Genomic DNA, 22,820 nt, shown 5'->3' on the forward strand with positions numbered 1-22,820 from the left:
CTAAACGAATGGGCGCCATTATCCGGTTTTTGCGCGGGAAGTCTTGCCCTTTCGGGAATCGCCGCTGATCGGCGCGCTGCACTCGGGGAGGCAAATCACGCGGGCTTCACTACGCTTTCAATGCAGTCGCCGAGAAGAATCTGAACATTGCGCCCGCGCCGTGGTTCTAGATTCAGAAGACAGCGGATCAAGGACGAGCACATGGACCTTTCCAGCTATGCAGCCCCGCTTCCACCGCGCCAGAGCGCCGTCACCCGCCGCCTGGCCTTCGCGGTCGGTGCGCTGTTTGTCAGCGGCGTGATTGCGGCGGCGGTCGCTTTGCTGGGTATCGCCGAGCGCCTGGACAGCGAAGAGGTCAACAAAACCCGCTTTTACTCGGCTCGCGCGCTGGAAAACCGCATCACTGCCTCGAAAAACTACATCACCAGCTACGCCTACTGGACCACCGCCTACGAGCATTTGAGCGGTCAGGTCGACACCGACTGGGCCTACACCGAGCAGAACCTCGGCAAGACCCTGTTCACCAGTGACGGCTATGACGGCGTGTTCGTGCTGAACCGCGAAGGCACCCGTTACGCGGTGGTGCGCGGGCAAATGGTCGATGCCGAGCTGTCCGCGTTCGTTCAGGTGAGCGCCACGGAGTTACTCGATCAAGTGCTGGGCCAAGGTGATCTGACCAAGCCAGTCAGTCGCTATTCACTGTTCGAGGGCTGGCCGGCGCTGGTGTCGACGGCGGCGATCATCCCGAACGATGAGCGGCCACTGGGCGATCCGCAAACCTCTTCGGTGCTGGTGTTCGTCGACAAACTTACACCGACCAAGTTGCGCCTGATCGGCAGCGGTTATGGCTTGAGCAACCTGACCCTGGCGCTGGATGAAACCCTTGCACCTGAGCGCCCACGAGTACCGCTGGACAACACCGGTTACAGCCTGATCGCTGATCTGGAGCGACCCGGGCAACATTTATTATGGTCATTGCTGCCGCCACTCGGCGCGACGATTGTGGTGCTGATGCTGCTGACCGCGTACTTCTTCCGCCATGCCTTGCGTTCATCGCAGTACGTCGACCAAAGTTTTGCCGTCATGCAAACCTCCAATCAAGCACTGGAAAACGCCAACCGGGAGCTGGAAGCCAGCGAAGAACGCTTTCGCGCGGTGGCTGAAGCCGCGTCGGACTGGATCTGGGAAGTCGACCGCCACCTGGCGCTGACTTACCTGTCGGCGCGCTTCAGCGAAGTGACCGGTTACCCGCAAACCCTGTGGCTGGGGCAAGACATCGGCCACCTGTTGAGTTGTGACACCACGCCACTGGAACTGTGGCTGAGAAACCTGACCGAGGAAAACAGCACCAGCGACCTGCGTTGCACCTACCGCGATCACTCCGGCCAGCAACGCCACTGTCGGTTGTCCGCGCGGCCGATCTTCGACAAGCACACGGTTATCGGCTATCGCGGCACCGCCAGCGACATCACTGACGAAGTCGCCGCCCATGCGCAGATCCAGCATCTGTCGATGCACGACGCCCTGACCGGCCTGCCCAACCGCAACAAACTCGCGCGTTATCTGGATGAGGCGCTGCTGCTCAAGGAGCACGCGCCGCCGCTGTCACTGTTGATGATCGACCTCGACAACTTCAAACCAATCAACGATTCACTCGGCCACCCGGCCGGTGACGCGGTGCTGCAAGAAGTCGCTGCGCGCCTGCGTGAATGCACCCGCGAACACGACATCGTCGCGCGACTGGGCGGCGACGAATTCATCGTGGTGCTCAACGGCATGGACAGTCAGCACGAAATCGACAAGTTCTGCACCCGCCTGATCGGCAGCCTGCATCAACCGATAGTGTTCGAACATCACCCGCTGCACATCGGCGCCAGCATCGGCATTTCGCTCAGTCGCCGCCACGGCTATGTGCCCAGCGACCTGATCCGTTATGCCGACATCGCTCTCTATCAAGCCAAATCCGAGGGCAAAAACACCTGGTGTTATTTCGAAGCGCACATGAGCGATCAGATCCAGACGCGCCGGCAACTGGAGGATGACCTGCGCCACGCGCTCAAGCACAACGAATTCATCCTGCACTATCAGCCGCGCTATAAGGTAGATGGCAAACACATCGTTTCGGTCGAAGCGCTGGTGCGCTGGCAACACCCCAGCAAAGGCCTGCTTGGTCCGGACCTGTTCATCCCGCTGGCGGAACAGACCGATCTGATTGTCCCGCTCGGTCGCTGGGTGCTGCGCGAAGCTTGCGAAACCGCATTGGGTTGGCCGGAAGACATTATGCTGTCGGTCAATCTGTCACCCGCGCAGTTTGCCGTCAGCGATGTGGTCGAGGATGTTCGCGAGGTACTAGTGCAAACCCGTTTTCCGGCCAGCCGCCTGGAACTGGAGATCACCGAAAACGTGATGCTCAACGACACCGACGGCGCCCTGACCACCATGAATGCCCTGAAGGAATTGGGTGTACGCCTGAACATGGACGACTTCGGCACCGGTTACTCATCGCTCGGTTACCTGCGTGCCTATCCGTTTGACGGGATCAAGATCGACAAGCGCTTCATCGCCTCGATCAGCAGCGGCACCAATGATCGCGCGGTGGTGCAGGCGATCATCGGCCTGGGCAAAGCCATGGGCCTGACTGTCACCGCCGAAGGCGTCGAGACTGAAGAGCAACTGGATATTCTCGGGGTCGATCAGTGCAATGAAGTGCAGGGTTACTTCATGAGTCGGCCGATCGACAAAATCGCGTTTGCGCGGCTACTGCACGATTCCAGGGGCGCACAGTTGAAGTCGAAGAAAGGTCGCGTGACCTGAAGGACTTAACCGTTTGTTCGCCCCAAATCAGCGGTAAACACATTACCTGCATCGCGAACTAACTGCCGCCACTCGGCGCTGGTGATCAACCCCTGCTCCTCCATCTCATCGGCTGCCTTGAGCAGTTCGTCGTACTGTTCTTCCGGATCCAGTCGAATCTGCGATTGCGTCGCCAATTTTCGCCATGCCGCCAGTTTTTCTTGTTTGCGCTGATTGAACATCGGGGAATGATCTCGTGAAGGGCTTCCTTGATAGAAAGAAACGGGATCAAAGGGGTTCAGCGCAGTCGACGGATGGACTGTTTGCTTCTAAAGGGCTTTGCCGATCAACAATGATGGATACACCACCGAATACTGTGGGAGCGAGCCTGCTCGCGAAAGCGGTGTGTCAGGCAACACATCCGACACAGACAATCCGCTATCGCGAGCAGGCTCACTCCTACAGGGATTTGTGCTGGTCAGTTCCCCTGTGTCTGACGCAATTCGTCAGAACTTTTCCGCTACGCGTTTATACGGATAATCCGGATCCCGGTATTTACCCGGCTTCTGCCGCTTGGGCAACTCGACCTTCTCGCGCTTCACATCCTCATAGGGAATGCGGCTGAGCACATCGGTGATGATGTTCAGCCGGGCACGGCGCTTGTCGTTGGAGTCGGCCACCAGCCATGGCGCGTGTTCGGTGTCGGAGTGCTTGAACATTTCGTCCCGCGCCCGTGAGTAGTCGTACCAGCGGCTGTAGGATTTCAGGTCCATCGGTGTCAGTTTCCAGGTCTTGCGCCCGTCGTTGATCCGCGCCTCAAGCCGGCGGGTCTGCTCTTCGGGGCTGACTTCCAGCCAATACTTGAGCAGGATCACCCCGGACTGGACGATGGCGTGCTCGACCCAGGGAATCGATTTGAGGAACTTGTCGGCCTGCTCATCGGTGCAGAAACCCATCACCCGCTCGACGCCGGCGCGGTTGTACCAACTGCGATCGAAAATCACCACTTCGCCTGCCGCCGGTAGATACGGCAGATAACGCTGCACATGCATCTGGCTTTTCTCGCGATCGGTCGGCGCCGGCAGCGCCACCACGCGAAAGACTCGCGGGCTGACACGTTCGGTCAATGCCTTGATGGTCCCGCCCTTGCCAGCGCCATCGCGGCCTTCGAAAACGATGCAGACCTTGACGCCTTTGGCGATCACCCATTCCTGCAACTTGACCAGTTCGACGTGCAGTTTGCGCAACTGCTCAAGGTAATCCTTGTTCTTCAGCTTCGGACTTTCAGGCGCCGTGGCGGCCTTCTTTTTACCTTTTGCCATGACCTTGGCCTCTCTCCAATAAATGCAGAAACAGAGTGTTGATTGACGGGACAAACCAGACACGTGAGGTTAGTTCATGCCGTGCTGATTGCCATTGCCGGACAAAAAGCCAAATTGCCATGTGTTTCGTTCGTTCTTTATTGCGTCGCACTGTTCATTGCCCTGCCCTTGTCTGCCTGGAGTTTCTCGATGCCCGCGTCCAAATCCCTGCCCACCGCCCTGCTCGGCCTGGCCCTCGCCTGCCCGGCAATGGCCGAGACTCAAGGTCTGGAACTGGGGCAAGTGCTGATTTCGGCCGACGAGCAAAGCGCTTCAGACGCGAGCGTCGAAGAAGCCAAAACCCGTCTGGAACAAGTGCCCGGCGGCACCAACTTGGTCGACATGCGTCAGCCATTGCAGGGCCGTGTGGCGAGCAATCAGGATGTGCTGGCGTATCAGCCCGGGGTTTACGCGCAGTCGGCGGGCAACGAAGGCGTGAAAATCTCGGTCCGCGGTTCGGGCATCAACCGCGCACCGGGCGCGCATGCGTCGGGGCTTTACACGATGCTCGACGGCCTGCCGCTGACCGGTCCGGGTGGCACGCCCTATGAATTGCTCGAGCCGCTGTGGGTCGAGCACGTTGAAGTACTGCGCGGCGCCAACGGTTTTGATCGCGGTTCGCTGGCACTGGGCGGCGCCATCGATTACGTCAGCCACACCGGTTACAACACGCCAAAACTGCAAGTGCGCTACGCCACCGGCAGCCACGGCTATCAGCAGCGTCAGGTCAGTTCCGGGCAAGTGCTCGGCGATTTCGATTACTACGTGTCGCTCACCGATTCCAACGCCGACGGCTATCAGGATCACACCGCCAGCGAGAGCAAAGGCCTGATCGCCAACTTCGGCTATCGCTTCAACCCGAACCTGGAAACCCGCTTCTATTTCCGCTACCGCGAGACCGACAACGACCTCGCCGGCCGCGTGACCAAGCACTCCATCGAACACTCACCCCGCGCGGCCAATCCGTCCTATGTAGCGCGCGACGACAGCCGCAAACAGCCGGGCAGCACCTTCATCGGCAACAAGACCACCTATTACATCGATGACGATTCGAGCATCCAGACCGGCCTCGTTTATCACGACTATCCGATGGACCTGCGCGAAGGCCCGAACCGTTTAAAAGTCGCCTACACCGACGTCAGCGGCACTTTCGACTACAAACGCCGCGACACGATTTTCGGCATGGAAAGCCGCAGCAACGTCGGCCTGCGCGTGACCAAACATCTGCCCAACGACGGCGCCAGCGAGTTTGTGCGAGTTCCCTCCGGCAACACCGCCAGCTACCTGCTCGGCACGCGCATGCGCAACTTCACCTATCAGGGTTCGGACACCGTTCTACATTTCGGCAACGACCTGGAAATCGCCGACGACCTCTGGCTGACCACCGGCCTCGCAGCCATCTACACCCGCCGCGAAAGCGCCGTGACCTACCCGCAAAGCGGCGGCAAAACCAGCATGAACGACTGGGACTACGCGCCGCGCCTCGGCCTGCGTTACCAGATCACCCCGGACCTGCAAGTGTTCGGCAACCTCAGCCGCTCGGTCGAGGCGCCGCATCCGTGGTCGCTGATCTACAGCTCCAACGTACGCTTCCCGGCTGGCAATGGTGCTGCGACTGGAACACAGAAAGACCCAATCGAATTGCAGAACCAGACCGCGACCACGCTGGAGCTGGGCGGTCGTGGCGACAGCGCCGTCGGCGAGTGGAGTCTGGCGTGGTACTACGCGCAGGTACGGCATGAACTGCTGTCGGTGCTGCCCGATGCCACCGCCGTCACCCCGTACGAACTCAACGCCAGCCCGACCGTGCACCAAGGCGTTGAAGCGAGCCTGAACAGCAAACTCTGGTCGGCGGCCGATGGCCGTCAGTTGAGCTTGCGTCAGGCGTATACCTTCAGTGATTTCCACTATCGCGATGATGATCGCTTCGGTGACAACCGCCTGCCCGGTCTGCCGATGCATTACTACCAGGGTGAGTTGCGTTACGACTGGCCGCAGGGGTTCTTTGCGGCGGTGAATACGCAACTGGTGTCCAAAGTGGCGGTGGATTACGCCAACAGCTACTACGCCGATCCGTATGCACTGTTCGGCGCGACGCTGGGTTACAACGCGCCGAAAGGTGACTGGCAGGGCTGGGTGGATATGCGTAATTTGACCAACAAGCACTACGCAGCAACGGTCACGCCGGGGTATGACGACAAAGGACTGGATGCTGCGCGGTCGACGCCGGGTGAAGGGATGGGGGTTTATGTCGGGGTGTCGTGGAGTTTGCTCTAAGTCTACGAAGGACGGGCCTGTTTATGATCGCGGTGTGTCAGGTGACTATGATGCAATGCATTCCGGCCTCTTCGCGGGCAAGCCACATTCTCACAGGTTTTGGTGGGATGCCGTTATTGTGAACATGCCGAATAACCTTGTGGGAGCGGGATTGCCCGCGAAGACGGATGTTCATTCAGCATAAAACAATTATGCGAAGCATTGACTGCGAAGCCTAGAGGAATCAGCTGCTGACGAGAGCCAGGTACCGGCACAGATTTTTAGTACCCGGCTTCCGAGTTTGCGGCGCCTAACTCCCTTTTGGCAGCTCTTCGTCAGTACGATGCTGCTCTCCTTCAAGCGGCGGTGTTTCAGTACGCTGTTCCTCCAGCGTTCCTGCCGTGTCATCTTTTGCACTATCAATCTTAGGTTCGCTGCTTGATGTGTTCATCGACGCGCTTAGTACATCCGGCGTCTTAGCAAGATTTTTTTGAACGATCAATGAAGTAACGTTCGTGTTAATCGTAAGTGCCATGATGTATCTCCCTTTTCATGAATAAAACATTGGTGAAACACCATGCTCTAGCAGTTTATTCGCTTCGGATACTGTAAGAAGTAACAGGTTTTCAGACCTTTATGCGCTATACCGTATTTAGAAATGTTCTGTCCCGATAAGTGATAGCGATTCGCTGATTAGCGTTGATTGATGGCAGTCGCGGTCGAGATTACCCATCGAGAAAGTCAGACAGGGAAGTTTTCTCAAATCCAGGATTTCCACCCGTGTTTTTTAATGGTTTCCCGCCCGACCAAATTGGAGCCACCTATCAACCAGTGGCTCCCTGAAGAAACGGGCTCAACCCAGCCGCATCGACAGCTCAATATCATCCGCAAACGGCACAGACAAATACCCGTTCTGCGGCGCCCGCACGTAGGCCAGGTACTCCGGGCAATAGTCAGTGTTGTCCGCCACCACCAGCGCCCCCGGTTTCAGGTGTTTCTCGACCAGACTCAACACGTCGCCATACAACGCCTTGGCTCCATCGAGCAGGAGCAGATCAACTGATTCCGGTAGATCCGTTGCCAGCGTCACCAGCGCGTCCCCTTGGCGAATCTCCACCAGATCACTGACGCCACCTTCAACAAAATGATGCCGAGCCATTTCAACTTTCGACAGTTCGAACTCACTGCCGATCAGCACACCGCCACCGTTATCGCGCAGTGCCGCCGCCAAATGCAGGGTGGAGAGACCGAACGAGGTGCCGAACTCGACAATCGCCTTGGCCTTGATGTTGCGCGCCAGCATGTACAGCAGTTTGCCTGTGTCGCGGGAGACCGGCAGCCACAGGTCTTTGAGCATTTCATAGAGTTTCAGGTACTCGGTTTTGCTGTGCATCAGGCGCTCGCGTTCTTCGCCTGACACCGTTTCCAGCACCGGGCTGGTGGCGGCGCCGGCTTGGGCGTAGAGGCGTTCGATCAGGCTTGCGAGAGGTTCAGTGGTCAAGGTTGTCATGATTGCTTTCCGTCAGTCGGGAACTAGAATGCGAGCAATTCGTCGCATTTAAATGATGCGAGCGATTCGCTTCTTGCGCTATTCGCATTCCCCTCTGACGTCCGAGCTGCCCATGACCCACCGCCAGACTGCCCGTATTTCCTCACGCAAACAGCCGCAGCAGGCACGCTCCAGCGAACTGGTGGCGGCTATTCTGCAAGCGGCTATTCAGGTTTTGAGCGAGCACGGCGCCACTCGCTTTACCACCGCACGGGTCGCGGAAAAGGCTGGCGTGAGCATCGGTTCGCTGTATCAGTACTTCCCCAACAAAGCCGCAATCCTGTTCCGCTTGCAGAGCGATGAGTGGCTGCACACCACCCAGATGCTGCAGCGAATTCTGCAGGAGTTTGAACAGCCGCCACTCCAACGCCTGCGTACGCTGGTGCAGGCATTCATTCGTTCAGAGTGCGACGAAGCGCAGATGCGCGGCGCGCTGAACGACGCCGCCCCGCTCTACCGCAACGCCCCCGAGGCCCACGCAGTGCGTGCGGCCGGGCGGCAGATTTTCGCGACATTCATGGAAGAGTTACTGCCCGAGGTCGGTGAGCAGGTCCGTACCGCAGCGTGCGATTTGATCCTGACCACGCTCAGTTCGGTCGGCAAGGATTTTTCCGGCAGCCCGCGTACCGAGGAGGAAATCTCGGTATGCGCCGACGGGCTGGCGGATATGTTCAGCGCCTATGTACTGGCGCTGAATGAGCGGCGTGCACCGCTCACGCGCGCTTCGGCAGCTTCCAGTTCGGGCGAATGAAATGGCAGGTGTAGCCATTCGGAATGCGCTCAAGGTAATCCTGATGCTCCGGCTCCGCTTCCCAGAACGGCCCCGCCGGTGCGATTTCAGTCACCACGCGGCCCGGCCACAGTTTTGAGGCGTCGACATCGGCAGCCGTGTCTTCAGCGATGTCGCGCTGCGCTTCGTTGAGGTAATAAATGGCCGAGCGATAGCTCGGGCCAAGGTCGTTGCCCTGGCGGTTGGGCGTGCTCGGGTCGTGTATCTGAAAAAAGAATTCAAGGATCTGTCGATAGCTGATCACCGCCGGGTCGAAGGTGATCTCGATGGCTTCGGCGTGGTTGCCATGGTTGCGGTAGGTGGCGTTCGGCACATCACCGCCGGTGTAACCGACGCGGGTTTGCAACACACCGGGATAGCGCCGCAGCAAATCCTGCATGCCCCAGAAGCAGCCGCCGGCGAGGATGGCGGTTTCGGTTTGAGTGGTCATGGCGTGTCGTTCCTCTTCGGGGTGTTGGGTATAGCGATGGTTATGAGGGCGGGTTGGCGGATTCCAAGGGGCTGAGCCAATAGAACTAATGACGCGCTGAAACCTGATTGGCTTCCTCGAGCAAAGAACCCGTAATCCTTCGGCCGCTGTAATCACTGACAAAGTAATTGATTCGTGGTCGCCCTCGAGGCCCACGCAGTGCGCGCATCCGGGCATCAGTGCCCGGCAACCGCAACCGCTCCAGCAATACGCGGTCCCGACTTGAACCCGTGCACCCGCGCGCCGAAGGCAATGGCAAACCCTACGCTCACCAGCACCAACATGGCCCAGGGAAACGAGGCGACGCCCCAGCGGTCGAGCAACACCCCGCCGACCACCCCGCTGCCAGCAATCGCGCTGTTCCAAGCCACCACATTCAACGACAGCGCGACATCGGCGCCGTCACCGGCAGCATCCGCCAGTGCCGTCTGCAACAAAGTCGCCGCACCGCCAAAACTCAAACCCCACACCGCCACGCCGATGTAAATCACCTGCGGCACATGCCCCATAAATCCCAGCACCACGCAAACACCAGCGAAGGTAGCGAGGCTCACCAACACCGTTTTGCGCAACAGCGGCTCAACCAGTTTCGCGGTCAGCCAGATCCCCGCCAGCGCCGCGAGACCAAACACCAACAACACCAGGTCCACTCGATCCGCCAGCCCCGCCGGCGCCACAAACGGTGCGATGTAGGTGTAGAGAATGTTGTGCGCCAGCATCCAGCTGATCACCACTGCCAGCACCGGCCGGACGCCCGGCGTCGTCAGCACTTTGCGTAACGACAGGCGCTGATGCGCAGGCTGTGGTGAATAGTCGGGGACTTTCACCAGCACCCAGACGATCAAAATCAAGGTCAGCCCCGACATGATGCCGAACGTCGTACGCCAACCGACCAGCCCTCCCAGCCATGTGCCGAGCGGCACCCCCAAAGACAGGGCAATCGGCGTACCGACCATGGCCAGTGCCAACGCCTTTCCCTGCTGATCAGGCTCGACCATCCGCCGCGCATAACCGGCCAACAGACTCCACGCCAGACCCGCCGCAACCCCGGCGAAAAACCGCGCCACCAGCGTCACACCATAGTGCGACGACAGCGCCGTAATCGAGTTGAACAGCAGAAAACCCACGATGGTCAGCAACAACACATTGCGCCGACGCCAGCCGCGCGTGGCAATGGTCATCGGGATCACCGCCAGCACCGAGCCCAGCGCATACGCGGTAACCATCTGCCCGGCCATGGAAGGCGAAATTGCCAGACCATCGCTGATCAGCGGCAACAGCCCGGCGGGTAAGGTTTCGGTGACGATGCAGATGAATCCGGTCATGGCCAGCGCCAGCAAGGCGCCAATGGGCAGGCGTTTGGGCGCAGCCGTTAGAGTCAATGAAGGTGTCACGGGAAACTCCTTGAGTTTGGAAAGTCAGACTTGCATACCGATCGATATAAAATACTGGCGGCAGCCGAGGCACGTTGTCAACGACTTATGTATCGACTAGTATCCAAATCACTTTCCGAGGAGTTTCCGCTATGGCCAGAACCGGCCGCCCCCGCGCATTCGATCGCGACGACGCCGTCGACCAGGCTATGCAATTGTTCTGGCAACACGGCTACGATTCGACGTCCCTTTCACTGTTGAAGGCTGAACTGGGCGGCGGCATTTCCGCGCCGAGCTTCTACGCCGCGTTCGGCTCCAAAGAAGCCCTGTTCGACGAATGCGTGCAGCGCTACCTGACGACCTTCGCCCAAGTCACCGAATGCCTGTGGGACGAAACCCTGCCGCCACGCCAAGCCATCGAAACCGCCCTGCGCCAATCGGCACGCATGCAATGCGACGACGGCCACCCGAAAGGCTGCATGGTCACCCTCGGCGTCATGAGCGCGCCGAGTCCGGAAAACGCCCACGTCGCTCAAGCCCTCACCCACTCCCGCGCCCGAACCCGCGCGGGGATTGTGGCGTGTGTCGAGCGTGGTGTGAGTGAAGGATTGTTAGCGGAGGACACGAACGCCGCCGCCATGGCGACGGTGTTCGACAGTTTCCTGCAGGGGATTTCCATCCTTGCTCGGGATAACACGCCGATTGAGAGTATTGATGCGGCGATTACGCAGGTGATGCGGACGTGGGATGTGATGGCGAAGAGTTGACGTCTACATGCACCCACCTAATCTGCGCCCATCTCGCCCAAGGCAGTACGCGGTCCTAACCATCCAGGACACGCCAAACCCTTGGGCGTTTTCTTATCAAAAAAAATGCAGGCCTAAAGCGGATGATCTGCGAGCCTCACTCGTAAAACTTCCCGGCCAACAAAATCTCCGCGCACCGTTGCCAGACATTAGAAACGGCAGCATCCGCCTGAGCATTCCTCGAAGTAGCCATCGCCCAAGCAGCCGCAGCATCAAGAAACGTATCGACCGATCCATTTTCCCAGCCCGACGCACCCGCTTCATAAGGAGACGATGGTGTCGCCTTGTCCAGCGCCTGCTCCCGGGAGAAATCAGCACCCAGCGCCGCGACGAACTCAATGAACGATTGCTCATCGGTGACACGTTCCAGCAACTCATCAAGATCGACAGACATAGTCATCCTTGCATTGAAAGATTAGTGCCGAGCAGCACGCGATAATCACAAGATGCCCCATCGCTAAGCGACCACCTCAACATAACTCGACTCCCCGCCACCCTCGGCCCCCGACAACCAACCCCACACAAACCGCAACGTCGTCCGCCCCGCCTCATCAACTCCCACCACGCCCCGCGACCAACCCGCGCGAATCTCGCCATCCGTGGTGATGCACTGATAAAGCAGCTCGATACTATCCGGCCCGGTCACCCGCCCAACCTGGTTGCCCATGCGAATATGCCCACCCGCATAAGTCCCCCAAACCGCCGCGCCTTCGACGAAGTAGTGAAACACCGTGCGTGCATCGGACAAGCCCTGAGCATTGTTCGCCACGGAAAACCGGCGGTTGTGCAAACGCTCGGTGACTTGCGAAAAAGCTGATTTCATAAACAACGCATCCTTAGTCGAGAAGATCCATTCCAGCCTTCGCGCATCCTAATCCATTACCTTCTCGCAGCAAGGCTCTACAGCCGTTTTCCGCCAACCTAACCGCACAGCCCCGTTTGACGGTCCTACTCGCCCCACCTAGTCTGCCCAAAACACCCTTTCAGCCAAAACCGAGTTCACGAGAGGCAAGATGAGCAACTTCCCAATCGTCGCCACCGTTCTCTCAATGATCCTCGGGCTCTCCGTCACCCGCCTGCTGCTTGGCGTATTAACGGTGTTCCGCATCCGCCGAGTAGCCAAGCCAGATTGGGTGGCGCTGGTCTGGGCGGTGATGCTGTTTACCATGCAGCTGCAATTCTGGTGGGCCGTCAACGCACTGTCGACGGTGAAACAGAGCTTCTCGTTTCTTGAATTTCTACTGCTGGTGATGCTGACGCTGTCGCTGTTTGTCACCGCTGCGTTGTTGCTGCCGAGCCGTAGTGAGGATGAGCAGAACGGGTTGCGCGTGTATTTCGAACAGGATGGGCGCTATGCATTGCTGTCGCTGTCCACGTATCTGTGCCTGGGGCTGATCGTCAATGTCACGCTGTTTGAGGCATCGCCTGTAGCGCTTTGGGGTTTGCTCGATGTGGTCATGATTGCGTTGCCGATTGGCGCATTTGTGGCTCGGTCGCGTAAAGCGTATGCGGCGATTACGTTGATTTATGTGCCGATCAATGTGATCGACACGCTGATTTCGCTGGCGAATTAACTCCCCCTCTAGCCACGGGACTTGCTGCGGTGGATCGCGAAACGGCTATCGCTCCTCCAGTCCACAAAGACATCGCAAAAACAGCTCGAACTGCCCTGTTGAAGCAATTCCTGGACTTTGTTTAAAGACACCCCAAGTTACGTCATCCCAACCTACAACGCCTTGCGCCGTTGCCTACGACTACGCCAGAATCCGCCGGCTTGTGCGCCTTGGATGCGGGTTCTATTGTGGGTCGGTCACTGAATAGCAGTGATCGGGTTTGGTAGCCCGGCATACCTGTCGCATCGCAGATCTATTTGCACGGACGTCTTCGTCCGCTGTTTATGGTGGCCATGCGTAGGGCGTCTTCGGACGCGCCGGGTATCCAGGTGACCGGTCTACCAACCTGCGTTTTGGCCACCACCCTCGTTTGGTAGCGAAAGTGATGGCTCCACTTTTCATCCTGGAGTTTCATCTATGTTCAAAATAACGCCGAATCCGCCAGAAACAGATCCGATCTCGGGCGACGAAGCCCCCGACGCAAAGAAATTCAACGAAGCCGTCGACCGCGCCCTCTCCCATTACCTCGGCCCCGCCCCGGAAATCATGCTCACCCCGTACCAAACCAACACGATGTTTATCGCCAACCCGAACACCAAGACTGAGGAATTGCTGGTGAATGCCAGCGAATCACTCGGCTCGGCCTCGGTGATGCTTGGGGATGTGATCGGGCTGGTGCAGGGACCGGCACGCAAGACGCTGCAAGGCATTGCACAGGTGGTGATGCTTGGGGAGTTGGCAGTGAATCGGGCGTTGGATAACGTAGTGCCAACGGAGTAACCGGCCCCCGACTATGGCGGCGATTAGGCCGCCATACGGGAGAAAACAGAGAGAAAAATGAGCATAACGACCAATTTTCGGCCCATTGCGGCTGTTCGGAGTCGACTGATGTAATCGAACAAATATCACCGTGATCACATCTAACTTTCGATGTAACTAGCTAAGCGCATGACGTCGCTCATACTTTTAAGCCTGACAGTAAACTCTCCGTTCGCATTCTCTTTTACGTCGGGAATTCTTTCAAAAATTTCCTCACGCGAAAACTTTTGGAGACGCAGGCACGGCTTTCTGAAGTAGAACAACATCCACTTTTGGTTCGGAATGAATGCAAAATCGCAGTCATCCTCACGCAAGAAACGAAAATCCTTGATGTATCCGTGCGAGCTTGGAAAGCAGTCATAGCCCTTAAGCGTTGATGCCCATCCAATCATGTACAAGAGCGCGTGCTTGGCCTCTGGAGTAACCAGAATCTCGTAGTATTCCCGCAACATCTCACTGTTCTCAGCTCCGCGCAGCATCTCGAGATCTCCCACTCTTTCCGATGGAGGCTGCCTTTAGCGTGAAAAAGCAGCTGCGGTGGTCGCCAGTCTTCAAGGTTCACCAAGCTGAGGCCTTGAAGCATTCTGGATCACAATCTGCTGGCGATTTCCTTCCAAATATAGGCGTAGTTGTATTTCAGCCAGCGCACCAACACCTTATCGAACTGCCGACGAAACCAATTACGTTTTCTCGCAGCCAACCTTTCCTCTATCGACTCTCTGAGTATGTCAGGATCGAAACCAGTCCATACCGGGGGTACTGCGGCCACAAGATTGGTGAAGCACACCGGTGCGACCTCTGAATAGAGAATTTCGTAAAGAATGTCAGGGTCGACGCCTCTTACTTTCCTTGCTAGGTAGTCATATTCAACCGGAAAGTCGTTGAAGGGCTCGGAGAGTGCCGCTCTGACCTTGGTCAGTTCTGGCTCAGTCAGAAGGTGTCCCAATGCGTGAACTCCTCAAGCTCTTCATCCAATGAACTCGCAACAGCTTCGCCCGCAACACCGCCTGCGATTGTTCCAACCAAGACCACTGCGATTGCACAAATGGGGGCACCAGGTCCGCAAAATGCGCTGACGCCCAACCCTGCAAGTACCCCACCAAATGCCCCAGCACCGACAATGATTCCTTGGCGCGCAGCTTCCTTGGGTTTGTTTTCAGCATTCAATATCTGATATGTCGCCAGAGCCGCAGTTACGAGAACACCAAGCTTGCCCATGATCAGCATCTTTTTTGTACCGGCCGAGAACTTGGCATTATCCCGGCCCGAAGATTCCAGAATGGTGTAATGGACTTTGTTCTTCTCTATTTCCGAAAGGCTGTCGTAACCTTTTTGGAATAGGTTTTCAGAGTACATATTTAAAAGTGTTTTGAGCTCCGTCCCACCCTTTTTCTTCCTCTGGGCGATTGCCAGCCCCTGCGCAGAGGTGAACTTGCGATGCTCAACCATGATTTTGTTGCGCATCTCGTGACTGAACTTCACTCCCTCTTGCGCCGTAATCTTTCCAGCTTTCACGTCATCGCGTGTTTGCTGAGACATACGCTGGATATTCTTGATATAGCTCGCTCGAGTTTTTTCATCAGATATCGCATCCAGTGAAAACCGCAGCGCAGAGCCCTCCATTAGCTCTAAAGCCCGATCAAGAGGAGAGTCTTGCAAGGCGTGCTCTCGCTGGACCACATAGCTGCCAGTGACGATGTACGGCTCTGTCATAGGATGGTCCTTATCCCAAAATCGAATTCAATAGACTTTCGGTGAGAGATGCCGCTTCTTCGGATGCTTGCTCTTCAAATTGGAGCATCACGCACGCCTTCCCCGATAGGTTCGAAAATTTAATGGCGTTGTCTTTATCAAATACACCGGGCAACGATGAGCCGTCATCAAAATGCGCGGTGCAGGATAGGCCTTCGTAGCTCTCGTCCGCAGGTATTCTGAAGCCGATCCAACGCGCATACCCCGCTAACGGCGCAGGAGCAACAAACTCACAAGGCGAATGGGTATCACCGATTATCACCGTCCCCGACCCGCCAACTACGACGCCGCCGTGAGTGCCACCCGTGTCAATGGTTGCGGCATTCTTACCGTTGATGAGCACAGTCGAAGATAGGCCAGATGAGAGCGCACTCCCGCATGTGCACGCGTCACCTTGCCGTGCTGCGGCCAGTCCGTCGAAAAAACACGTCGGGAGAGCCGACCGCAATAGGGTTGGTGCCGTGTCCTGGCAATGGGCAACTGTATGGATCACTTTTTCGCGCCGCTGGCTTGGCCATAATGACTTCCTGTCAAATCCTTGTGAGCGTCGTAAGCTACCAGAACAGGTCACTTGTTAAAAATCTATGTGTTGGAGGGCATTGTCTATCGCCCTCCAATAGCCGCACGCATTAGCTGATCAGCGTTTGAATCGAGACGTCACAACTCGGATGGGAAAGGCTGCCTCTGATTGCATTCACGGGCAGCAATCGGCCAAAAGCGGACGGTCAAGAGAGTGTCAGATTTTTTGTGTGCGAGCGGTGATGGCCTACCGTGACCCAGGCTTTCATTCGGCAGTCGCCACGTCCCCTTTTCCGGGACTGATGAGCAAACCTCATCAAGCTTTGCCGATTTACCCGTCTAGTCCTCAGTCGTTAGCGCGCTTACTGTTCTTCCCATGCCCAACGGGAGATCAACATGCACAAACGCACACTCGGCAACAGTTCACTCGAAGTATCCGCCCTCGGCCTCGGCTGCATGGGTCTGAGCCATGGTTATGGCCCGGCCACGGACACCGAACAAGCCATCGCACTGATCCGCTCAGCCGTTGAGCGAGGCGTCACGTTCTTTGATACCGCCGAATTCTACGGCCCCTATATCAATGAGCAAGTAGTCGGCGAGGCGCTGGCGCCAGTTCGCGACCAGGTCGTGATCGCCACAAAATTCGGCTTCGCCGTCGGCGCCGACAATACAAAGCAGACTCTGGACAGCCGCCCCGAACGTATTCGAATAGCCGTCGAGGGCTCGTTGCGTCGTTTGAAGACCGACTACATCGACTTGCTCTACCAGCACCGCGTCGATCCGAACGTGCCGATCGAAGACGTCGCCGGCGTAGTGAAGGACTTGATTGGCGAAGGCAAGGTCAAGCACTTCGGCCTGTCGGAGGCCGGTGCGCAGACCATTCGCCGTGCGCATGCGGTGCAGCCGATCACGGCGCTGCAAAGCGAGTACTCACTGTGGTGGCGCGATCCCGAGCAGGAAATCCTGCCGACGCTTTGGGAGCTGGGCATTGGCTTCGTGCCCTTCAGTCCGCTGGGGAAGGGGTTTCTCACTGGCACGGTGACGGCTGAGACCACTTACGGCAGCGACGATTTCCGCAGCATCGTCCCGCGTTTCAGCCAATCGGCGCTCCAGGCCAATCAGGCGCTGGTGGTGTTGGTCCGTCAGATAGCCGCGCAGAAACAAGCGACACCGGCGCAGATCGCGCTGGCCTGGCTGCTCGCGCAGGCACCGTGGATTGTGCCGATTCCGGGCACGACCAAACTGCATCGCCTGGAAGAAAACCTCGGCGGCGCGGAGATCACGCTTGATGCGGCCGAACTCAAAGCGATTGATACCGCGCTGGCGCAAGTCCGCATCGAAGGCGAGCGCTACCCCGAATCCCTCAAGGCGCGTGTCGGCCGATGAGTAACGATCACGATCCGCTGCGGCGCACGGTGATCGCCGCATTGGCCAGCGCGCCACTGCTGTCGCTTGCCGACACGCAGAGTGCCGGTGAAACACCGCGTTCTGGCTCGCGCATTCTGGTCGCGTATTTTTCGCGCTCGGGCAATACCCGTGTGGTTGCCGGGCTGATCCAGCGTGGACTGGGTGCCGATCTGTTCGAGATTTGTCCGGCCCACGCTTACCCCGAGGACTATCTGCAAACCGTGGAGCAGGCCCGCCAGGAGCGTGACAGTGGCTTCGAGCCCGAGCTGCAGAACAAGGTTCATGCCCTCAGCGACTACGACACGATCTATCTCGGTTTTCCGATCTGGGGTGAAACCGCGCCGCCGATCGTGCGCGCATTCCTCAGCGCCCACGACCTGACCGGCAAGACCCTCATCCCCTTCAACACCCACGGCGGTTACGGCTTGGGCAACAGCCGCAGTGTGCTGGTCAAGCACGCGCCGAAGGCCAAAGTGCTGGAAGGATTTGTGATGGAGGGTGAGCAGGAGCGCAAGACCATGGAACGCGTGAACGGCTGGCTGAACGATCACCCTCTCACGCATTAATCGAATTCTGTACGGAGTGACATAATGAAAAACCGCACGTTGGGCAATGGCCTGGAAGTGTCTGCATTGGGCCTTGGCTGCATGAGCATGACGTCGGCCTACGGGCCGGCAGCCGACCAAGCCAGCATGATCAAGCTGATTCGTTCGGCCCACGAGCAAGGCGTCACCTTGTTCGACACCGCCGAAGCGTATGGCCCGTTCGCCAATGAAGAGCTGCTGGGCGAGGCCTTGCAGCCGATCCGCGAGCAGGTCGTCATCGCCACCAAGTTCGGCTTCGATATCGACCCGATCACCGGCGCACGAGGCGGCGGCACCAATAGCCGGCCGGAGCGTATCCGCGCCGTCGCCGAGGCGTCGTTGAAGCGCTTGCGTACCGATCACATCGACCTGTTTTATCAGCACCGCGTTGATCCGCAGGTGCCCATTGAAGACGTCGCCGGCACCATCAAGGAATTGATCGCCGAGGGCAAGGTCAAGCATTTCGGCCTGTCTGAGGCAGGTGTGGAAACCATCCGCCGGGCCCACGCGGTACAACCGGTCACGGCGGTACAGAGCGAATACTCGCTGTTCTGGCGCGGCCCGGAACTGGAGCTGCTGGCGGTGCTGGAAGAACTGGGGATCGGCTTCGTACCGTTCAGCCCGCTGGGCGCCGGTTTTCTCACCGGTCAGATCGATGAGCACACGCAGTTCGACGCCAGCGACTTCCGCAACTTCGTCCCGCGTTTTTCCCCCGAAGCGCGCAAGGCCAACCTGGCGCTGGTCGATGTGGTGAAAGTCGTCGCTGAGCGTAAGCACGCGACACCTGCGCAAGTCGCGCTAGCCTGGTTGCTCGCACAAAAACCGTGGATTGTGCCGATCCCTGGCACGACCAAACCCCATCGACTGCAAGAGAATCTGGGCGCGGTCGAACTGCAATTGACCGGCGACGATCTGCGCGTGATCAACGAGCAGATCGCGCAGATTCAGGTGCACGGTGAACGCCTGCCGGAATCGGCACTGAAAATGACCGGACTCTGAGTCTGCCCAACGCGGCGCCACGGGCGGCGCCGCTTTTCTTGTCTGACCGGAGAACCAATCCGATGAACCGATTGATTGCGCCACTCGTTGCTTTGTCACTGATGGCGGCAGAGTCCCAGGCCGCCGGCGAAATCCGCATCACGCCAAACGGCGCGCAGCCCTCGGTCAAGGGCGCGGCGCAAAACTTTACCGGCACGGTGCGCGTTGATGGCCTGTTCAAAGGTGAACCGCCGGCGCGCATCGGCGGCGGCACAGTGACCTTCGAGCCGGGCGCACGCACGGCGTGGCACACCCATCCGCTGGGGCAAACGCTGATCGTCACTGCCGGCGTCGGCTATGTGCAGCAAGAGGGTGGCGCGCGTCAGGAGATCCGTCCGGGCGACAGTGTCTGGATTCCACCGAACACCCGTCACTGGCATGGCGCCACGGCCAGCAACGGCATGACCCACATCGCCATCGCTGAAGCCGAGGACGGCAAGACCGTCACTTGGGGGGAACAGGTCTCGGATGCGCAATACGCCGGTAAATGAAGTTACGGAATGTGTCGAAGTTGCGCTCCCGGCACGTTGGGGGCAATCGACTAGTCGACGTCTAAGCCCCGAATCTGCGGGGTTGCGTCTGGATTTCTGCGATGACTGCTCCGTCGATTCATGAGTTCTGCTCAGGAACCCATGCGCAATATCAGGGTTAATCGCCATAACCAACCTCCGTACGATTCAGCGACACCGCAGCGCCCCGCAATGGATGGAGCCCTTCACGATGATCACTGACACCCGCAACAGCACTGCACTCCCCACACTCATGGCGCTCTGCCTTGGCGTCGGGGCGATGTTCAGCGTCACCACTCAAGCAGCCGAGGCTTCGCCCACCATGACCAGCACACCCGCCAGCGCAGCCAGCTTGTCGAGCCAGCAACAAGCCATTCCACTGATCGCGGCGTTCATGGCGACCAGCGACATGCCCAACCTCAACACGGCGCTCAACCAAGGGCTTGATGCCGGCCTGACCATTAGCGAAACCCGTGAAGTTCTCGTGCAGCTCTACGCCTACGTCGGCTTCCCCCGCAGCCTCAACGCCTTGAATGAATTGATGACCGTGGTGCAGGCGCGCAAACAACGCGGCCTTGACGATGCGCCGGGACGTGAGCCGAGCCGGGCGACTCCGGTCGGGGATGAGCTATTGGCAGCGGGTACGGCGAATCAAACGAAAATCTCCGGCGCCCCGGTCAAAGGCCCGGTGTTCGAGTTCGCTCCGGTGATCAACCGGTTCCTGCAAACCCATCTGTTCGGCGACATTTTCGAGCGCGACAACCTCGACTGGCAAAGCCGCGAACTGGCGACAGTCGGGGCGCTGGCAGCGTCCCCGGGCGTGGAATCGCAACTGCGTTCGCACATGGCGGCGAGCCTGCGCGTCGGGCTAAGTGCGGCACAGTTGCGCCAGGTCACCGAGCTGCTTGAAAAGCATGGCGATACACAGACTGCCAAGCGGGCAAGCGCAGCGCTGACCCAAGCGCTCGCAACAGCGGGGAAATGACATGAAATCTGCAAAGCATTTACTGAGCGTCACGCTGCTGAGCCTGTTGGCGGCCTGCGCGAACCACTCCGAAGGCCCGCTGCTGATCCAGAAACAAGGCAGCTTCGCCGCCGGCGGAACGATGACCACGGCACCGGGCACCTTCAACCCGCGCCAACCGATGACACCCAACGGCCAGACCTACCACGGTGACCACGTCTACGCCTTCTATCAAATCCCGGCGGACGCGCGAAAACTGCCCATCGTCATGTGGCACGGCGCGGGTCAGTTTTCCAAGACCTGGGAAACCACCGCCGATGGTCGCGAGGGTTTTCAGAACATCTTTCTGCGCCGCCACTACGGCGTCTATCTGATCGATCAGCCCCGGCGTGGTGATGCCGGGCGCAGCATGGTCGAGACCACCATCAAGCCTGTGCCGGACGAACAACTGTGGTTCAACCAGTTCCGCATCGGCCTTTGGCCCCGCTACTTCAACGGCGTGCAAGTGGCACAGGACGCCCAGACCCGCGAGCAGTTTTTCAGGGCAATGACGCCGAACACCGGGCCGTTTGACATGGGCGTGGTCTCCGATGGTGTGTCGGCGCTGTTCGACAAAATCGGCCCCGGCATCCTGTTTACGCATTCTCAGGGTGGCGGGCCGGGCTGGTTGACGGCGATCAAGAACGACAAGGTCAAAGCCATCGTGGCGTTCGAACCGGGCAGCAGTTTCGTGTTTGCTGACGGTGAAGTGCCGGCGCCGATTCCCAGCGCGTTCGACACGGTGCAAGGCGCAGCGGTGCCGATGGAGCAATTCATGGCACTGACGCGCATTCCGATCCTGATCCTGTACGGAGACAACATTCCGGAACAGACAGTCGATCTGCCCGCTCAGGACAGTTGGCGCGCACGCCTGAAAATGGCCCGGCTCTGGCGTGACGCGGTCAATCGCCATGGCGGTGATGTGCGACTGATACACCTGCCGGAGATTGGCATTCACGGCAATACCCATTTCCCCATGTCGGATCTGAACAACGTGCAGATCGCTGATCTGGTCGCGCAGTTCCTCAAAGAAAAACAGCTGGACTGACCCAAATACTTTTGCTACTGCCGCCCTTTTTTTGCTCAGGAGCTTCACGTGAAAAACACTCTCAAAGCCACGCTCATGTCGGCATTGGTCGGTCTCTCGGCGGGCGAAGCGTTAGCCGCTGACTACAAGAAGAACCCGTTCACACTCGCCTATGACGGCGCGATCAGCAAGAACGAGCCGGGCAAGGTCAACATCCACCCGGTCAGCTATAAGCTCAACGGGCTGGACATCGCCGCCAATGTCTACACTCCTGCCAACTACGACGCGAAGAAGAACTACCCGACCGTGGTGGTTGCGCATCCCAATGGCGGCGTAAAAGAGCAAGTCGCCGGTCTCTATGCCCAGCGGCTCGCCGAACAGGGCTACATCACCATCACGGCCGATGCGGCCTATCAGGGCGCCAGCGGTGGCCAGCCGCGCAGCATCGATAAACCGGCGTATCGCATCGAAGACATTCACGGCATGGCCGATTTCATCAGCCAGTTCGCTGGCGTGGATGACAATCGTCTGGGCCTGCTCGGCATTTGTGGCGGCGGTGGTTATTCGTTGGCGGCGGCGCAAACCGACAAACGCTTCAAATCCCTGGCGACGGTGAGCATGTTCAACTCGGGTCGAGTACGCCGCAACGGCTACAACGACTCGCAAATGGACAGCATCCAGCAACGTTTGCAGCAGGCATCAGCTGCCCGCGCGCAAGAGGCAGCGGGGGGCGCGGTGCTGTATTCGGGGGATGCCAACCTCACCGACGAGCAGATTGCCAAACTGCCTTTCGAACTGTATCGCCAAGGCTATGAGTACTACTGGAAAACCCACGCGCACCCGAACTCGACCTTCAAATACACCACCAGCAGCCTTATTGACCTGATGCGTTTCGACGCCACCGACCATATCGAATTGATCAATCAACCGTTGCTGATGATCGCCGGCAGCAAGGCCGACAGCCTGTACATGACCCAGGATGCGTTCCCCAAAGCCACCGGCACCACCGACAAGGAAGTGTTCATCCTCGATGGCGCCACCCACATTGAAACCTACTGGGTGCCGCGTTATGTCGATGCCGCGATTGGCAAACTGACCACGTTCTACGCCCGTACCTTGTAATCAACTCTCTGGGGGTCGCGCATCTGTGTG

General features: G+C 58.5%; 24 protein-coding genes and 1 pseudogene. 13 read left to right on the plus strand and 12 right to left on the minus strand.

The features are described from left to right. Positions 1 to 201: 201 nt before the first annotated feature. Positions 202 to 2,814 carry a bifunctional diguanylate cyclase/phosphodiesterase gene (locus AC3IUF_RS16730; RefSeq protein ID WP_489278677.1) on the plus strand — a complete coding sequence of 871 codons (2,613 nt, stop codon included), beginning with the start codon at positions 202 to 204 and terminating at the stop codon, positions 2,812 to 2,814. Positions 2,815 to 2,819: 5 nt separating this feature from the next. On the opposite strand, the gene AC3IUF_RS16735 is transcribed toward AC3IUF_RS16730, so the two are convergent. Continuing rightward, on the minus strand, positions 2,820 to 3,035 hold the full coding sequence (locus tag AC3IUF_RS16735) for a hypothetical protein (RefSeq protein ID WP_489278679.1): 216 nt from the start codon (positions 3,033 to 3,035) through the stop codon (positions 2,820 to 2,822). Between the two features lie 264 nt (positions 3,036 to 3,299). Next, a complete protein-coding gene (gene ppk2 / locus AC3IUF_RS16740; protein WP_007913069.1) occupies positions 3,300 to 4,115 on the minus strand; it encodes a polyphosphate kinase 2 in 816 nt (271 codons plus the stop codon). A 189-nt stretch (positions 4,116 to 4,304) separates the two neighbouring features. Here ppk2 and AC3IUF_RS16745 point away from each other — a divergent pair, with 189 nt between their 5' ends. Further along, entirely contained in the window at positions 4,305 to 6,431 is a 2,127-nt protein-coding gene (locus tag AC3IUF_RS16745; protein WP_489278680.1) for a TonB-dependent receptor family protein, read from the plus strand. A gap of 289 nt (positions 6,432 to 6,720) precedes the next feature. On the opposite strand, the gene AC3IUF_RS16750 is transcribed toward AC3IUF_RS16745, so the two are convergent. Beyond that, complete coding sequence (locus AC3IUF_RS16750) at positions 6,721 to 6,945, minus strand: hypothetical protein (RefSeq protein ID WP_007913065.1); 225 nt, start codon at positions 6,943 to 6,945, stop codon at positions 6,721 to 6,723. Positions 6,946 to 7,263: 318 nt separating this feature from the next. Beyond that, positions 7,264 to 7,920: an O-methyltransferase gene (locus AC3IUF_RS16755; RefSeq protein WP_489278681.1), complete on the minus strand. Its 657-nt coding sequence runs from the start codon at positions 7,918 to 7,920 to the stop codon at positions 7,264 to 7,266. Between the two features lie 112 nt (positions 7,921 to 8,032). Between AC3IUF_RS16755 and AC3IUF_RS16760 the strand changes: the two genes are divergently transcribed. Then, positions 8,033 to 8,710 carry a TetR/AcrR family transcriptional regulator gene (locus AC3IUF_RS16760; RefSeq protein WP_489278682.1) on the plus strand — a complete coding sequence of 226 codons (678 nt, stop codon included), beginning with the start codon at positions 8,033 to 8,035 and terminating at the stop codon, positions 8,708 to 8,710. Here AC3IUF_RS16760 and msrA read toward each other — a convergent pair. Both msrA and AC3IUF_RS16770 read right to left on the minus strand, forming a co-directional pair. After that, a complete protein-coding gene (gene msrA / locus AC3IUF_RS16765) occupies positions 8,673 to 9,179 on the minus strand; it encodes a peptide-methionine (S)-S-oxide reductase MsrA (RefSeq protein WP_007913059.1) in 507 nt (168 codons plus the stop codon). The genes AC3IUF_RS16760 and msrA overlap by 38 nt on opposite strands. A 215-nt stretch (positions 9,180 to 9,394) precedes the next feature. Next, on the minus strand, positions 9,395 to 10,612 hold the full coding sequence (locus tag AC3IUF_RS16770; RefSeq protein ID WP_489278684.1) for an MFS transporter: 1,218 nt from the start codon (positions 10,610 to 10,612) through the stop codon (positions 9,395 to 9,397). Between the two features lie 131 nt (positions 10,613 to 10,743). Between AC3IUF_RS16770 and AC3IUF_RS16775 the strand changes: the two genes are divergently transcribed. Beyond that, positions 10,744 to 11,358, plus strand: coding sequence for a TetR/AcrR family transcriptional regulator (locus tag AC3IUF_RS16775; protein ID WP_489278686.1), 615 nt, complete (start codon positions 10,744 to 10,746; stop codon positions 11,356 to 11,358). 136 nt (positions 11,359 to 11,494) lie between these two features. Here AC3IUF_RS16775 and AC3IUF_RS16780 read toward each other — a convergent pair whose 3' ends face one another. Next, entirely contained in the window at positions 11,495 to 11,791 is a 297-nt protein-coding gene (locus AC3IUF_RS16780; protein WP_489278687.1) for a DUF7660 family protein, read from the minus strand. A gap of 63 nt (positions 11,792 to 11,854) precedes the next feature. Further along, positions 11,855 to 12,220, minus strand: coding sequence for an avidin-fold protein (locus AC3IUF_RS16785; RefSeq protein WP_489278688.1), 366 nt, complete (start codon positions 12,218 to 12,220; stop codon positions 11,855 to 11,857). Between the two features lie 190 nt (positions 12,221 to 12,410). Between AC3IUF_RS16785 and AC3IUF_RS16790 the strand changes: the two genes are divergently transcribed. Both AC3IUF_RS16790 and AC3IUF_RS16795 read left to right on the plus strand, forming a co-directional pair. Next, positions 12,411 to 12,971, plus strand: coding sequence for a hypothetical protein (locus AC3IUF_RS16790; protein WP_489278689.1), 561 nt, complete (start codon positions 12,411 to 12,413; stop codon positions 12,969 to 12,971). Positions 12,972 to 13,427: 456 nt separating this feature from the next. Then, the gene (locus tag AC3IUF_RS16795) at positions 13,428 to 13,790 is read left to right on the plus strand and encodes a DUF6124 family protein (RefSeq protein ID WP_489278691.1); all 363 of its coding nucleotides are present in this window, start codon (positions 13,428 to 13,430) and stop codon (positions 13,788 to 13,790) included. Positions 13,791 to 13,930: 140 nt separating this feature from the next. Here the strand turns inward: AC3IUF_RS16795 and AC3IUF_RS16800 are convergent, their stop codons facing one another. The 4 genes and pseudogenes from AC3IUF_RS16800 to AC3IUF_RS16815 form a co-directional block, all read right to left on the minus strand. Beyond that, positions 13,931 to 14,308 carry a hypothetical protein gene (locus AC3IUF_RS16800; RefSeq protein WP_489278693.1) on the minus strand — a complete coding sequence of 126 codons (378 nt, stop codon included), beginning with the start codon at positions 14,306 to 14,308 and terminating at the stop codon, positions 13,931 to 13,933. A 110-nt stretch (positions 14,309 to 14,418) separates the two neighbouring features. After that, positions 14,419 to 14,775, minus strand: a complete 357-nt coding sequence (locus AC3IUF_RS16805) for a DUF7079 family protein (protein WP_007913045.1) — start codon at positions 14,773 to 14,775, stop codon at positions 14,419 to 14,421. Continuing rightward, positions 14,760 to 15,542: a hypothetical protein gene (locus tag AC3IUF_RS16810; RefSeq protein ID WP_095111966.1), complete on the minus strand. Its 783-nt coding sequence runs from the start codon at positions 15,540 to 15,542 to the stop codon at positions 14,760 to 14,762. Before AC3IUF_RS16810 ends, AC3IUF_RS16805 begins: the two co-directional genes overlap by 16 nt. A gap of 10 nt (positions 15,543 to 15,552) precedes the next feature. Next, positions 15,553 to 16,102: pseudogene (locus AC3IUF_RS16815) on the minus strand (PAAR domain-containing protein). Positions 16,103 to 16,496: 394 nt separating this feature from the next. Here AC3IUF_RS16815 and AC3IUF_RS16820 point away from each other — a divergent pair. The 7 genes from AC3IUF_RS16820 (at position 16,497) to AC3IUF_RS16850 (ending at position 22,790) form a co-directional block, all read left to right on the plus strand. Continuing rightward, positions 16,497 to 17,486 carry an aldo/keto reductase gene (locus tag AC3IUF_RS16820; protein ID WP_007913039.1) on the plus strand — a complete coding sequence of 330 codons (990 nt, stop codon included), beginning with the start codon at positions 16,497 to 16,499 and terminating at the stop codon, positions 17,484 to 17,486. Beyond that, positions 17,483 to 18,073, plus strand: a complete 591-nt coding sequence (locus tag AC3IUF_RS16825; protein WP_007913038.1) for a flavodoxin — start codon at positions 17,483 to 17,485, stop codon at positions 18,071 to 18,073. Before AC3IUF_RS16820 ends, AC3IUF_RS16825 begins: the two co-directional genes overlap by 4 nt. Before the next feature lie 24 nt (positions 18,074 to 18,097). After that, positions 18,098 to 19,090 (plus strand): aldo/keto reductase, encoded by a 993-nt coding sequence (locus AC3IUF_RS16830; RefSeq protein WP_007913036.1) that lies wholly within the window; start codon positions 18,098 to 18,100, stop codon positions 19,088 to 19,090. A gap of 62 nt (positions 19,091 to 19,152) precedes the next feature. Continuing rightward, the gene (locus AC3IUF_RS16835) at positions 19,153 to 19,620 is read left to right on the plus strand and encodes a (R)-mandelonitrile lyase (protein WP_007913035.1); all 468 of its coding nucleotides are present in this window, start codon (positions 19,153 to 19,155) and stop codon (positions 19,618 to 19,620) included. A 229-nt stretch (positions 19,621 to 19,849) separates the two neighbouring features. Next, the gene (locus tag AC3IUF_RS16840) at positions 19,850 to 20,623 is read left to right on the plus strand and encodes a carboxymuconolactone decarboxylase family protein (protein WP_007913034.1); all 774 of its coding nucleotides are present in this window, start codon (positions 19,850 to 19,852) and stop codon (positions 20,621 to 20,623) included. Positions 20,624 to 20,744: 121 nt separating this feature from the next. Beyond that, on the plus strand, positions 20,745 to 21,689 hold the full coding sequence (locus AC3IUF_RS16845; protein ID WP_177321049.1) for an alpha/beta hydrolase: 945 nt from the start codon (positions 20,745 to 20,747) through the stop codon (positions 21,687 to 21,689). Between the two features lie 48 nt (positions 21,690 to 21,737). Further along, the gene (locus AC3IUF_RS16850) at positions 21,738 to 22,790 is read left to right on the plus strand and encodes an alpha/beta hydrolase (RefSeq protein WP_007913032.1); all 1,053 of its coding nucleotides are present in this window, start codon (positions 21,738 to 21,740) and stop codon (positions 22,788 to 22,790) included. Positions 22,791 to 22,820 lie beyond the last annotated feature (30 nt).

Source organism: Pseudomonas sp. KH_040, from assembly GCF_057839305.1.